This window comes from Bradyrhizobium sp. TM239, from assembly GCF_036247985.1.
Taxonomy (GTDB): Bacteria; Pseudomonadota; Alphaproteobacteria; order Rhizobiales; family Xanthobacteraceae; genus Bradyrhizobium; species Bradyrhizobium ottawaense.
On record NZ_BTIR01000032.1, the window covers coordinates 16,901 to 30,390 of the forward strand.

Sequence of the window (13,490 nt, forward strand, 5' to 3'; positions counted from 1 at the left end):
ATGCATGAGGTCCGCCATGAGCTTCCGCCGCGACACCCTGACAAAACCGATCTTCTCCTGGGCTCGCGGCGTGCTGCCGGCGATGTCCGACACCGAGCGCGAGGCGCTGGAGGCTGGCGACGTCTGGTGGGATGCCGATCTGTTCACCGGCAACCCTGATTGGTCGAAGCTGCTGAAAATTGCGCCGGCCAAATTGACCGAGGAGGAGCGGGCCTTCCTCGACGGCCCCGTCGACGAGCTCTGCGCCATGCTCGACGAGTGGAAGATCTTCTGGGAATGGCGCGACCTGCCGCCGGACGTCTGGCACTTCGTCAAGCGCGAAAAATTCTTCGGCATGATCATTCCGAAGGAGTTCGGCGGCCTCGGCTTCTCGCCCTATGCCCATTCGGAGGTGGTGCGCAAGATATCGACCCGCTCGATCGCCGCGGCGGTGACGGTCATGGTGCCGAACTCGCTCGGGCCGGGCGAGCTCCTGATGCGCTTCGGCACGAAGGAGCAGCAGGCGCGCTGGCTGCCGCGCCTCGCCGACGGCCGCGACATTCCCTGCTTCGGCCTCACCAGCCCGGAAGCCGGTTCCGACGCGGCTTCGATGGTCGACACCGGCATCATCTGCAAGGGCACCTTCGAGGACCGCGAGGTCGTCGGCCTCAGGCTCAACTGGCACAAGCGCTACATCACGCTCGGCCCTGTCGCGACGCTGCTGGGCCTCGCCTTCAAGGCCTACGATCCCGACCACCTCGTGGGCGACCAGGAGGAGCTCGGCATCACCGTGGCACTGATCCCGACCCATCTGCCCGGCGTCGAGATCGGTCATCGCCATCTGCCGTCGATGCAGGTGTTTCAGAACGGCCCGAACCGGGGCCGCGACGTCTTCATTCCGCTCGACTACGTCATCGGCGGCAAGGAGCGGCTGGGGCAAGGCTGGAAGATGTTGATGACCGCGCTCGCCGCCGGCCGCGGCATCTCGCTGCCATCGCTTTCTGCTGCGGGTGCCGCCTACGCCGCGCGCACCACCGGTGCCTATGCCCGCATCCGCGAGCAGTTCGGCATCTCGATCTCCAAATTCGAAGGTGTCGAGGAGCCGCTCGCGCGTATCGTCGCCACCGCCTACCAGCTGGATGCGGCGCGGCGGCTGACCTGCGCTGCGCTGAATGCCGGCGTCCATCCCGCCGTCATCTCCGGCATCATGAAGCTGCACGCCACCGAGCGGATGCGCACCGCGATCGACGACGCCATGGACATCCATGGCGGCAAGGCCGTGATCGACGGTCCGCAAAACTATCTCGGCAATCTCCACCGCGCCGTGCCGGTCGGGATTACGGTCGAGGGCGCCAACATCCTGACCCGCAATCTCATCGTGTTCGGGCAGGGCGCCATCCGCGCGCATCCCTACCTGCTCGACGAGATGAACTCGCTGGCCGATACCGATCGAGAGCGCGGGCTGACCGCGTTCGACAAGGCGTTCTGGAAACATGTCGGCCATAGCCTCCGCACCCTGTTCCGTGCCTTCGGCCGCAGCTGGACCTTCGGTGCCTTCGCGCTGGCGCCTGACGCGGGCGATGCCACGCCGTTCTATCGCCAGCTCTCGCGCTACTCCGCTGCGTTTGCACTCTGTGCCGACATGGCGCTGCTGACCCTCGGCGGCGCGCTGAAGCGCAAGGAGATGCTGTCGGCCCGCTTCGGCGACATTCTCTCCGAGCTGTACCTGCTCTCGGCGGCGCTGAAGCGGTGGCAGGACGAGGGCCGGCAGAAGCAAGACTTTGCCGCGCTCGAATGGTGCATGGCGACGGGTTTCAGGACGATCGAGAACCGGTTTGCCGAAATCCTCGCCAATCTGCCCAATCGCTTTGTCGCTGCTTTCCTCAAGCTCGTGGTCCAGCCGTTCGGGGCTCGCGTGCTCGGCCCCTCCGACCGCGTCGTGCACCAATGTGCGAGCCTAGTGCTCGAGCCCTCGGCCGCGCGAGAGCGCCTCACGCCGGATCTTGCCCTTGTCGATGACGATGGTGGTTATGCCCGGCTGGAGCGCGCGTTCAAGCTGGTCTCAGGCACGGACGCGATCGCCAAGCGGATGCGTGCCGCGCATATAAGCGACTGCAAGGAGGCTGTTACAAAGGGCGTGATCACACAGCCCGAAGGCGAGCAGCTGGCCGCGGCCCGCGAAGCAGTCACAAAGGTGATTGAAGTCGACGATTTTGCGCCGGAGGCGCTGTCGCCGATTTACAAGAATACGGTCAACGTGCATCAGTTCTTCCAGGAACTCGGTGAACAGAGGGCAGCGAGCTGATGGCACGACCGGTTTTCATCGTCGACGGCAGCCGGACACCATTTCTGAAAGCGCGCTCGGGGCCGGGGCCGTTCACGCCGGTCGATCTTGCCGTGCAATGCGGACGGCCGCTGTTGGCGCGCCAGCCGTTCGCGCCTGATAGCTTCGACCAGGTCATCCTCGGCTGCGTCAACGTGATCGCGGACGAAATGAATCCGGCCCGTGTTGCGGCGCTCCGGCTCGGCATGGGCGAGGACATGGTCGCCTTCACCGTGCAGATCAATTGCGGCTCCGGCATGCAGTCGATCGACACCGCCTACCGCTACATCCGCGAAGGCCATGCCGACATGATCCTCGCCGGGGGGACCGAGGCGCTCAGCCATGCGCCGCTGGTTTGGCCGAACTCCGGCGTGCGCTGGTTCGCCGGCCTTGCCACCGCCAGGGGCATGGCCGCGAAGCTTGCCGCCGCGTTCAAGCTGCGCCCGCGCGACCTGAAGCCGATCATAGGCCTCGAGCGCGGGCTGACCGATCCCGTCACCGATCTGAACATGGGTCAGACCGCCGAGGTCGTCGGCCATCTCTTCGGCATTACCCGCGCCCAGTCGGACGCCTATGCTGCCGAGAGCCATCGCCGGCTCGCGCATGCGCAAGGCGCGGGCTATCTCAAGGGGGAGGTCGAGACCGCGTTCTCCCGTAATGGAAAATTCTTCGACCACGACGACGGCGTGCGTCCGGACTCGACGGCGGAGACGCTGGCAAAGCTCCGACCGGTGTTCGAGCGCCCGTGGGGACAAGTCACCGCCGGCAATTCCTCGCAGATCACCGATGGCGCTTCCTGGGTGATTTTGGCTTCCGACGCGGCTGTCGCAAAGCACAAGCTGACGCCGAAGGCTGCGATCGTCGACAGTAACTGGGCCGCGCTCGACCCCAGCATCATGGGCCTCGGTCCGGTGATGTCAGCGACGCCTCTGCTTCAGCGCAACGGCCTCACCATCAAGGACGTGGAGACCTGGGAGCTGAACGAGGCTTTTGCCACCCAGGTGCTCGGCTGCCTTGCGGCCTGGAACGACGACAAATTCTGCCGCGAGATCCTCGGTCTCGAAGGCGCGGCCGGCGAGATCGACCGCGACAAGCTCAACGTCGATGGCGGCGCCATCTCGCTTGGACACCCCGTCGGCACCTCCGGCAACCGCATCGTCCTGCATCTCGTCAACGCGATGAAGCGGCTTGGCACGCGGCGCGGAATTGCCACCGAATGCATTGGTGGCGGGCTCGGCGGTGCCATGCTGATCGAGGCGGTGTGACCATGGATTCAGGGATCATGACCGCGCTCGGTGACCGCGTCCTGGGAGCTCGGGCCCAGGCCCGCGGCGGACAGTCTGTACAAGCACTTCAAGCTGACGCGAGATGAAGACGGCGTCGCCTGGCTGCTGTTCGACCGCGCCGATGCCAGCGCCAACACGCTGTCCTCGGAGGTGATGGAGGAGTTCGATGCCGTGCTCGCGGTGATCGAGACCGAACGCCCGGCCGGCCTTGTGATCCGCTCCGCAAAACCCTCCGGTTTCATCGCCGGCGCCGACGTCAATGAATTCCGCGGCGCGTCCGATCCTGAGATGGTGGAGACGCGCATCCGCGCCGCACATGCGGTGGTCGACCATCTGGAAGCCTTGAAGCTGCCGACGGTCGCGGTCATCCACGGCTTCTGCCTCGGCGGTGGGCTCGAGGTTGCGCTGGCCTGCCAGTCGCGCATCGCCATCGACGGCGCACGCTTCGGCTTCCCGGAGGTGATGCTCGGCCTGCATCCTGGCCTCGGCGGCACCGCGCGCTTCACCGCACTGGTCAATCCGGCCCAGTCGATGGCGCTGATGCTGACCGGCCGTACCATCGACGCGCGCCGCGCCAGATCGCTCGGCCTCGTCGATACCGTGACGCAGGAGCGGCATGTCCGGGGCGCGGTGAAGGACGCATTGTTCGGCCGGCTGACACGAGCCAAGCCCGGCCTGCTCACGCGTGCAGCCAATTTCGGCTTCGTGCGCGGTCTCCTGGCCAGGCGCATGCGTTCGGAGGCGGCGAAGGCCGCGTCCCGCGAGCACTATCCCGCGCCCTACGCGCTGATCGACCTCTGGGAGACCCATGGCGGCAGCAAGGCCGCGATGCTGAAGGCGGAGCAGGCTTCGTTCGCCAAGCTGATGGTGACGCCGACCGCCCAGAACCTGATCCGCGTGTTCTTCCTGCGCGAGCAGATGAAGAAGGCGGCCGGCAGCGGCAACACCATCAAGCACGTCCACGTCATCGGCGCCGGCGCCATGGGCGGCGATATCGCAGCCTGGTGCGCAGGGCAAGGGCTCCGTGTCTCGCTCGCCGACATGAAGGCGGAGCCGATCGCAGCGGCGGTGAAGCGCGCCGCCGAGCTCTACGGCAAGATCATCCGCAAGCCGACCGAGGTGCGCGACGCGCTCGATCGTCTCATCCCCGACATGGACGGGGAGGGCGTCCGCAACGCCGATCTCATCATCGAGGCGGTGCCGGAGAAGCTCGAACTCAAGCAGAAGGTCTATGCCGGCCTCGAGCCGCGGATGCCCGGCGCGATTCTCGCCACCAACACGTCGAGCATTCCGCTTCAGGATCTGCGCACCACGCTGGCGCGCCCGGAGCGGCTCGTCGGCTTGCATTTCTTCAACCCCGTGTCGCGGCTGCAATTGGTCGAGGTCGTCAGCCATGACGGCAACGAGCCGCAGGTGCTGAAGGACGCGCTCGCCTTCGTCGGTGCGATCGACCGACTGCCGCTATCCGTGAAGAGTTCGCCAGGCTTCCTCGTCAACCGTGCGCTGACGCCCTACATGCTGGAAGCCATGGTGATGCTGGACGAGAAGATCGACCAGCGCCTGATCGACGCCGCAGCCGAGCAATTCGGCATGCCGATGGGGCCGATCGAGCTCGCCGATCAGGTCGGGCTCGACATCTGCCTCGACGTCGGCGACATGCTGCGCACCAAGTTCGGCGATCTCCTGCCGCCGACGCCGGCCTGGCTGCGCGAGAAAGTCGCCAAGGGCGAGCTCGGCCGCAAGACCGGCAAGGGCTTCTACACCTGGAAGGACGGCAAGGCCGAGAAGCCACCGCTCCCCGAGACCGGTCCGCGCGTCACCGACCAGATGATCGACCGCCTGGTGCTGCCGATGTCCAATGTCTGCGTTGCGGCGCTGCGTGAAGGCATCGTCGACGATGCCGATGCGGTCGACGGCGCCATGATCTTCGGGACCGGCTATGCACCGTTCCGCGGCGGCCCGCTGAACTATGCGCGCACGCGCGGCGTGGAGAATGTCGTGTCCACCTTGCGCGGGCTCGCCGAGCGCTTCGGCGGACGCTTCGCGCCGGATGCGGGCTGGGACAGTTTGCAATAGGGGGCCGTCGGTAAAAAGATGCTATCACGGGTGGTGGAGCCCGTGGGGAGTATCGCCGATGCCGACGATCCCGTTCTTCAAGCACGCGACCCTGCGCGAGATCATCATCACGCGGCTGTGCTGCGGGGCCGATATCGTCGTGATCCTTTGTTGCGCAGGCTATCTCGTCGGGCATTATCCCGCGGTGGGATTGCGCTGGCCGTGGTCGATCGTGGCGCTCCTGGCCGGATATTTCCTCGCTGACCTTTTTTCGGGGCTGGTGCATTGGGTGGTCGACACCTGGCTCGACGAGGGAATGCTCGGCCGTGGCATCGCGATCACGCGGGAGCATCACACCCACCCCGGCCACGTTCTGCTCTACGGATTCCTCGACCAGGCGTCTCTCGGTGCGGCGCCGAGCGCGGCGGTGGTCGGAGTCGCAGCCACCGTCACGGCGTTGTTTCCGGTTTCCGCGCTCACCTATGCGCTGATGATCGTCTGGTTCGTGATCGCGACCTGCATGCTGTTTGGCATGAGCTTTCACAATCTCGCGCACCGGCCGGTCCGCCCGCTGCTCCTGCGCATGGCGCAACGGCTGCATCTGGTCTGCTCACCCGAGCATCATTGGTGTCATCACCGTGACCACACCATCCGTTATTGTGTCATCAATGGATGGGCCAATTATCCGTGCGACCGTCTCCAGCTATGGAGCAGGCTGGAATGGCTGGTAACGGCAACGACCGGACGTGCGCCGCGGGCCGACGATGCGGAGTGGCAACGGAAATTGAACGATACCGGAATCTTCGTCGGGTCGCCGCGGCCGATTGGATAGCGCAAGCCTGTCTCGTGTCGATGTTGCGCAAAGCGCCGCGGCTTTGTATCCAGACCCGAGAGCCGCGGGAGATCAACCATATGACCAACACGCACGTCCACGCCCCTATCAGCTCCGCCACCGGGCCGAGCGGCGATCTCTGCATCCGTACGCTGGCGATGCCCGCCGACACCAACGCGAACGGCGATATCTTCGGCGGCTGGCTGCTGAGCCAGATGGACGTCGGCGGCGGCGTGTTTGCGTCAAAGGCCGCGAAGTCGCGCACCGTGACGGTCGCGATCGAGGCGATGAATTTTCGCAAGGCGGTCTATGTCGGCGATCTCGTGTCGGTCTACGCCAATCTCGTGCGCGTGGGCCGCACCTCGCTCACCGTGCATCTGGAAGCGTGGGCGCTGCGCCGCGGGGAGGAGCATCCGTTCCTCGTCACCGACGGCAACTTCACCTACGTCTCGATCGACGAGCACGGCCGCCCGCAGGCGGTTCGCTCCGCCGACGCAGCGATCGCGACGTAATCGCGCGCGACGCTCTGCCCCAGGCGCGCGGTGTCGCCAAACGCGGCGCGCGTGAGTCATCGCGCCGTGGCTTCGCCAAGAACCAGTCAAGAACCAGTCATAAAACGGATGAGGTCTCGGCGTACTCAATTGCGTGTCGATTCGGGGTGGAAACGGCCTCAAAATGCCTGGGAACCTTTGGGCAGGAGTGCCGTTATTTGCCCGCACTGAGGAATCCACGGACCATGCCGGACAGCTACATCATCGAAGTCAATTCGCAGACCGCAGGTATCGTCGTTCGTTCTTCGGGAGGCTATTGCTTCTTTGCCTCGTCCCACCGCTTCAACCGTCTCGAAGGCCAGCTCTTTCGCAACGCCCGCGAAGCCGAACGCGCCGCGCGCAAGCTGGTGAACGGTGACGTGAAGGAAGCGGCGTAAGTGCCTGCTGGTGATTTCTGACACGCAAGGCGTGGTCGGAATTTTTTGCAGCCCTTGATACTGCTGTTTTCTTCCTTCTCCCCTCATGTCCGCCGACGCCTTGGCGAAGGCGGATGCGGGAGAAGGTGGCGCGAGGCGCCGTACGCGTTATTCCGGGGCGCGCGAAGCGCGAGCCTGCAATCTATCTTGCCTTAAAGAACGTGCATTCCGGGCCCGCGCCTTTCGGCGCGTCCCGGAATGACGTCGTTGATCACAACTTCGTTGCTGCCCGCGACAGGAGCTTCCACTCGTCGCCCTGCTTCTGCCAGTTCATCAGGATGTGAAGGTTGGTCGACACTTTCTTCCCATCGGCCGCCATCTCCTGCTCGGCCATCCAATGGAAGCGCACGATCGCTGCGGGTCCGACGACCTTGATCGTGGGGTCCTTGTAGTCGACCGACAGGAATTTCGACTTGCCGTCGGTGGCGTTGGCGATGAAGGTCGCCTTGTCCTCGACCTTGCCGCTGGAATGGCTGTAGCTGAGATCGTCCCAGCACAGTGCGCCGAGCGCCTTGGGATCGGCCGCGATCTGGGCGAGGCGGAAGGCCTCGACCTTCTTCGCCACGGCGTCCTCGTCCGCCGAAGCGGCGAGCGCCGGTGTCGTGAGCGCAAGCGCGGAGACGGCAAGAGCTGAGACGGCCAGAGTCGAGAGAGCCAGATCGCGTCGGTTGATCGTCATCGTTTCCTCCTTTTTGATCTTGCGGCGAGTGTTGCAGCCGCGCGCGGCTTTGTCGAGTGTCACATCGTCGTCTGCCCATGCGTCATTGCGCGGTCGAAGCCATATTGATACGTCTCGCGCATCAATGCGCCGCGGATTTGGGAAAGTACGGAAATGATCGAAGCCAAAACGGAAGCGATGGGCAGGGCTCTCCTGTTCGACATCGACGGCACGCTGGCCGACACCGACCCGTTGCACTTGATGGCCTTCAACCAGGTGCTCGGCCCTCGCGGCCACGTCTTCGATCACGCGCGCTTCTCCAGAGAGCTGCAAGGTTTCGCCAATGTGTCGATCGGTGAGCGATTCCTGCCCGACGAGGCGCCGGAACGGCGCGCCCTGATCCTCGATGAGAAGGAGGAAGTCTTCCGTGCGCTCGTGGCCGGGCAGATCGAGCCGCTGCCGGGCCTGATGGCGCTGCTCGACCGGGCGGATGCGGCCGGCATTCCCATGGTGGCCGTGACCAACGCGCCGCGTCTCAACGCCGAGCTGCTGCTCTCGGGCCTTGGCATCACGCATCGTTTCAAGGCGCTCGTGATCGGCGCCGAGCTGCCGCACGGCAAGCCGCATCCGCTGCCCTATCAGGAAGGGCTGCGTTTCGTCGGTGCGAGCGCAGAGGCCTCGATCGCATTCGAGGACTCCCGTACCGGCGTGCAATCGGCCACGGCGGCCGGCATTCCGACCATCGGCGTCCGGACCAGCCTCAGCCATGCTGACCTGGTTGCAGCCGGCGCAGTCGCGTCCGCCAGCGCCTTTGACGATCCGCAGCTGCTCGCGCGTCTCGCCAGCGCCATGACTTGGTAAGAAATGGCGTGGTGACGGGCCGCATAAGTTAACCGTGATCGGCGCGCGCATTGACCGAAGGCGCGAACCGCCGCACCATGCATTCTCCTGATTTGAGGCTTTTGCCGTGACCGGACTGACCCATCGCCAAGCCGAAATCCTCAACATCGCGCGGGCCTCGGGCCGTGTCATGGTCGAGGAGCTCGCGCGCCGCTTCGAAGTCTCGGCGCAGACCATCCGCAAGGATCTCAACGACCTCTGCGAGCGGAGGTCGCTGACCCGCATCCATGGCGGCGCCATCATCGCCTCCGGCGTCGAAAACCTCGCTTATGAGGCAAGGCGCTTCGTCGCCGCCGACGAAAAGAAGGCGATCGGAGCCGCGGCCGCCTCGCTGATCCCGAACGGCTGCTCGCTCTTCATCAATATCGGCACCACGACGGAGGAGGTCGCGAGCGCGCTGACCTCGCACGAGGATCTCCTCGTCATCACCAACAATCTCAATGTCGCGATGCTGCTCTACCGTCATCCCCGCATCGAGGTGGTGGTCGCCGGCGGCACGGTCCGGCGGGCCGACGGCGCCGTGGTCGGCTCCACCGCGACGCAGCTGATCGGCCAGTTCAAGGTCGACTACGCCATCATCGGCGCGTCCGCGATCGACGAGGAGGGCGCGCTGCTCGACTTCGACTATCGCGAGGTGCAGGTGGCCCAGGCCATCATCGCCAATGCCCGCAGCGTGATGCTGGTTGCCGATTCCACCAAGCTCCGCCGCAGCGCGCCGGTGCGCATCGCCCACATGACCCAGATCCAGACCTTCGTCACCGACCAGGAGCTTCCCGAGCGTCTCGCCACGATCTGCCACAGCAAGGGCATCGAGGTGATGGCGGCGATGCCAAAGGGGGCGGACATCGACGATGCGCCGGCCGACGCTCAAGATGCCGCGCCCGAAGCCGCGCCGGTGGTGCGGCTGCGATAGGGGCTTAGACGTCGTCCCACGGATTGAGCAGCGGGACGCCGAACGCGGCAAAATTCTTCACGTTGCGCGTGACGAGCGTGAGGCTGTTCGCGAGCGCGGTCGCCGCAAAGAAGCCGTCCATGACAGACAGTGCGACGCCGCTTCTGCGGCTCTGCGCCATCAAATCACCCCAGCGCTCGGCGACGGCGTGATCTATCGGCAGCACGCGTTCTGCGAACCGCGACGGCAGATCATGGGCGAGCCAGGCGGCGAGCGCTGTGCGCCGGCGGCCGTCCTCCAGCAATGCGATGCCGCGGCGAAGCTCGGCGATCGACGCGACGCTGATGAACGCACGATCCTCATCGACCGTATCCAGCCACGCCAGAACTTTCGGCGACGGCGAGGGCCGCTGAATTTCCGACAGCACGTTGGTGTCGAGCAGGAGGTTCACGGCACCTCGTCGCGTGGCGCGGCGTGCACGCGATCAAGCGCGAGGTCGGCGCCGCGAAGCGGCGAGGCCAGCAGGAATTCGGCGAGCGTGCCTTTGCGCGCGGTCTTGCGCGCCCATTCCTCGGCGGAAACGACGACCGCATTGGGCCTGCCATGTCGGGTGATGACTTGCGGGCCCGTTTGGGCGCGGTCGATCACCTCGGACAGTCGTGCCTTGGCGTTGGCAAGCGTCCAGGTGTCATCAGTTGGAAGCGTATCGGGTGCAGTATTGCGGTCGGCCATGCGAGCGGAAACCAATATGACTATTATGACTATAATTCTGTGTGGTCAGCCATTCAAGCTTGCGATTGCTTTCCGAATTGCCGTCCAAGCTGCTCATTTCCTCGTCTGATTGCCTGCAGAAAACTTTCGCTTTCACTTCCCTCCTCCTCTCTTTCGTCTTGCTTTCGTTTTTCGGTGTGATCTAATCAAAAACGAAAGTAACCGCTCGACGGAACGAGCGGTCGCCGGGGGATGCGTCTGTTGGAGCGTATTTTCGACCTCGCCATCATTGGAGGCGGTGTTAATGGCTGCGGCATCGCGCGCGATGCAGTGGGCCGTGGCAACACTGTTTTCCTGTGCGAAATGAACGATTTGGCGAGCGGGACATCGTCCTGGTCGACCAAGCTGGTCCATGGCGGCCTGCGCTATCTCGAATATTACGAGTTTCGCCTGGTCCGTGAGGCGCTGATCGAGCGCGAGATCCTCTGGGGCATCGGGCCCCACATCATACGCCCCTTGCGTTTCGTGTTGCCGCATCACGCCGGCCTACGTCCCGCCTGGCTGCTGCGGCTCGGCCTCTTCCTCTATGATCATATCGGCGGCCGCCATCTCTTGCCGGCGACCCGCTCGGTCGATCTCCGGCGTGACGAGGTCGGCAAGCCGCTGATCCCGAATCGCTACTCCCGCGCCTTCGAATATTCCGACTGCTTCGTCGACGACGCCCGCCTCGTCGTGCTCAACGCGCGCGATGCCGCCGACAAGGGCGCCGAGATCCGAACCCGCACCCGCGCAACGGATATCAAGCAATCCGACGGCCTCTGGACCGTGAGCATGGTCAACACGCTGACCGGTGAGCGGTCGCAGATCCAGGCCCGCGCGCTGGTCAATGCCGGCGGCCCCTGGGTCGAGGACGTGCTCGGCCGCGGCGCCGGCGTCAACGCGAAAGCCAAGGTGCGCCTGGTGCAGGGCTCGCACATCGTGGTCAGGAAGCTCTACGACCACGACCGCGCCTACATGTTCCAGAACGCGGACGGCCGCATCATCTTCGTGATTCCCTACCAGGACGATTTCACCCTGATCGGCACCACGGATCGCGATTATGACGGCGATCCCTCCAAGGTGAAGGCGACGGCCGAGGAGATCCAGTATCTCTGCACCGCGGCGAGCGAATATCTGGCAAAGCCCGTGACACCGGACGACGTGGTCTGGACCTATTCCGGCGTGCGGCCGCTCTATGACGACGGCGCCAGCGAAGCCAAGGCCGCGACGCGCGACTACGTATTCGAGCTCGACACGCCCGGCGGCGTGCCGCTGCTGTCGATCTATGGCGGCAAGATCACCACCTATCGCCGCCTTGCCGAGGAGGCGCTGGAGCGGCTCGCGCCGTATCTTCGCAGCGCAAAAGCGCGGGAAGGGTGGACTGGCAAATGGCCGCTGCCCGGCGGCGACATGAATGTGTCCGACATCGACGGCCTGATCGCCGAGCTGCAGCGCGGTTATCCCTTCCTCAGCCATGAGCACGCCAGACGGCTCGCGCGCGCCTATGGCACCAAGGCCATCAAGCTGCTCGGCGATGCCAAATCATCGACCGATCTCGGCCAGGCTTTTGGCGCGACGCTGACCGAGCGCGAGGTCCGCTACCTCATGGCCAATGAATGGGCCGTGACCGCCGAGGACGTCGTCTGGCGCCGTTCCAAGCTCGGCCTGCGACTATCTGCCGATGAGATTGCTGCGCTTGACGACTGGATCAGGACCCACGCCGTGCCGCAAAGTCCTCTGCTGGAAGCGGGAGGACGCTCATGACCGTGACGCTCGATCACGTGACCCGGACCGTCGAAGGGGTCCAGCATATCCGCGACGTCTCGCTGACGCTCGAGAGCGGCACGCTGAACGTGCTGCTCGGGCCGACGCTGTCGGGCAAGACCTCGATCATGCGGCTGCTCGCCGGCCTCGACAAGCCGACATCGGGCAAGGTGCTGGTCAACGGCAAGGACGTCACCGGAGCCGACGTGCGCCAGCGCTCGGTCGCGATGGTCTACCAGCAGTTCATTAACTACCCCTCGCTCACGGTCTACGAGAACATCGCCTCGCCGTTGCGCGTGCAGGGCAAGCCGCGCGACGAGATCGAGGCGCGCGTGGCGGAGGCCGCAAAACTGCTCAGGCTCGAGCCGTTCCTGAAGCGCACACCACTCAAGCTCTCCGGCGGCCAGCAGCAGCGCACCGCGATCGCGCGGGCGCTGGTCAAGGGCGCCGACCTCGTGCTGCTCGACGAGCCGCTCGCCAATCTCGATTACAAGCTGCGCGAGGAGCTGCGCGCCGAGCTGCCGCGCATCTTCGAGGCCTCGGGCGCCATCTTCGTCTATGCCACGACCGAGCCGACCGAGGCGCTTTTGCTCGGTGGCAACACGGTGTGCATGTGGGAAGGCCAGGCGCTCCAGATCGGCGAGACCGCCAATGTCTATCGTCGCCCGCAGACCTTGCGCGTCGCGCAGGTTTTTTCTGATCCGCCGCTCAACCTCGTCGGCATCGAGAAGAAGAACGGCTCCGTGCAATATGCTGGAGGCGCGGCGTCGCCTGCATCCGGCCTCTATTCATCGCTGGCCGACGGCGCCTATCGCGTCGGGTTTCGCGCGCATCAGCTCGCGCTCGCCAATGGCGAGGCTGATCGCCATGCCTTCCATGCCACTGTCACGGTGACCGAGATCACCGGTTCGGAGAGTTTCGTGCATCTGACCCGCGACGGATCGAACTGGGTGGCGGTGCTGCACGGCGTGCACGAATTCGAGCCCGGCCAGACGCTCGACGCCGTGCTCGATCCCAACGACGTTTTTGTCTTCGATGCTGCCGACCGGCTGGTCGCAGCACCTGGATCGTAGGAGGAGATGCG

12 protein-coding genes and 1 pseudogene are annotated in these 13,490 nt (G+C 65.1%); 10 read left to right on the forward strand and 3 right to left on the reverse strand.

Annotation, left to right across the window (positions count from 1 at the left end; all coding sequences use genetic code 11):
- Positions 1–16 precede the first annotated feature (16 nt).
- The 6 genes and pseudogenes from AABA84_RS34430 to AABA84_RS34455 all read left to right on the forward strand — a co-directional run bounded on the left by AABA84_RS34430 (position 17) and on the right by AABA84_RS34455 (position 7,403).
- The gene (locus tag AABA84_RS34430; RefSeq protein ID WP_338314328.1) at positions 17–2,284 is read left to right on the forward strand and encodes an acyl-CoA dehydrogenase; all 2,268 of its coding nucleotides are present in this window, start codon (positions 17–19) and stop codon (positions 2,282–2,284) included.
- Positions 2,284–3,567 carry an acetyl-CoA C-acetyltransferase gene (locus tag AABA84_RS34435; protein ID WP_338308890.1) on the forward strand — a complete coding sequence of 428 codons (1,284 nt, stop codon included), beginning with the start codon at positions 2,284–2,286 and terminating at the stop codon, positions 3,565–3,567. The genes AABA84_RS34430 and AABA84_RS34435 overlap by 1 nt, the downstream gene beginning before the upstream one ends.
- Before the next feature lie 2 nt (positions 3,568–3,569).
- Positions 3,570–5,664, forward strand: a pseudogene (locus AABA84_RS34440) (3-hydroxyacyl-CoA dehydrogenase NAD-binding domain-containing protein).
- Between the two features lie 58 nt (positions 5,665–5,722).
- Entirely contained in the window at positions 5,723–6,475 is a 753-nt protein-coding gene (locus tag AABA84_RS34445) for a fatty acid desaturase CarF family protein (RefSeq protein WP_338314329.1), read from the forward strand.
- An 80-nt stretch (positions 6,476–6,555) separates the two neighbouring features.
- Complete coding sequence (locus AABA84_RS34450; RefSeq protein ID WP_212249242.1) at positions 6,556–6,987, forward strand: acyl-CoA thioesterase; 432 nt, start codon at positions 6,556–6,558, stop codon at positions 6,985–6,987.
- A 224-nt stretch (positions 6,988–7,211) separates the two neighbouring features.
- Positions 7,212–7,403 carry a hypothetical protein gene (locus AABA84_RS34455; protein WP_018323258.1) on the forward strand — a complete coding sequence of 64 codons (192 nt, stop codon included), beginning with the start codon at positions 7,212–7,214 and terminating at the stop codon, positions 7,401–7,403.
- Positions 7,404–7,653: 250 nt separating this feature from the next.
- Here AABA84_RS34455 and AABA84_RS34460 read toward each other — a convergent pair whose 3' ends face one another.
- The gene (locus tag AABA84_RS34460; RefSeq protein WP_338314330.1) at positions 7,654–8,121 is read right to left on the reverse strand and encodes a nuclear transport factor 2 family protein; all 468 of its coding nucleotides are present in this window, start codon (positions 8,119–8,121) and stop codon (positions 7,654–7,656) included.
- A gap of 153 nt (positions 8,122–8,274) precedes the next feature.
- On the opposite strand from AABA84_RS34460, the gene AABA84_RS34465 reads away from it, so the two are divergent.
- Both AABA84_RS34465 and AABA84_RS34470 read left to right on the forward strand, forming a co-directional pair.
- Positions 8,275–8,961 carry an HAD family hydrolase gene (locus AABA84_RS34465; protein ID WP_338314331.1) on the forward strand — a complete coding sequence of 229 codons (687 nt, stop codon included), beginning with the start codon at positions 8,275–8,277 and terminating at the stop codon, positions 8,959–8,961.
- A gap of 106 nt (positions 8,962–9,067) precedes the next feature.
- A complete protein-coding gene (locus AABA84_RS34470) occupies positions 9,068–9,913 on the forward strand; it encodes a DeoR/GlpR family DNA-binding transcription regulator (protein WP_212249245.1) in 846 nt (281 codons plus the stop codon).
- A gap of 4 nt (positions 9,914–9,917) precedes the next feature.
- On the opposite strand, the gene AABA84_RS34475 is transcribed toward AABA84_RS34470, so the two are convergent.
- A complete protein-coding gene (locus tag AABA84_RS34475; protein WP_338314332.1) occupies positions 9,918–10,343 on the reverse strand; it encodes a type II toxin-antitoxin system VapC family toxin in 426 nt (141 codons plus the stop codon).
- Complete coding sequence (locus AABA84_RS34480; RefSeq protein ID WP_338308897.1) at positions 10,340–10,624, reverse strand: type II toxin-antitoxin system Phd/YefM family antitoxin; 285 nt, start codon at positions 10,622–10,624, stop codon at positions 10,340–10,342. Before AABA84_RS34480 ends, AABA84_RS34475 begins: the two co-directional genes overlap by 4 nt.
- Before the next feature lie 231 nt (positions 10,625–10,855).
- On the opposite strand from AABA84_RS34480, the gene glpD reads away from it, so the two are divergent.
- Positions 10,856–12,406, forward strand: a complete 1,551-nt coding sequence (gene glpD / locus AABA84_RS34485; RefSeq protein ID WP_338314333.1) for a glycerol-3-phosphate dehydrogenase — start codon at positions 10,856–10,858, stop codon at positions 12,404–12,406.
- Positions 12,403–13,479, forward strand: a complete 1,077-nt coding sequence (locus tag AABA84_RS34490) for an ABC transporter ATP-binding protein (protein ID WP_212249249.1) — start codon at positions 12,403–12,405, stop codon at positions 13,477–13,479. Before glpD ends, AABA84_RS34490 begins: the two co-directional genes overlap by 4 nt.
- Positions 13,480–13,490: the final 11 nt, after the last annotated feature.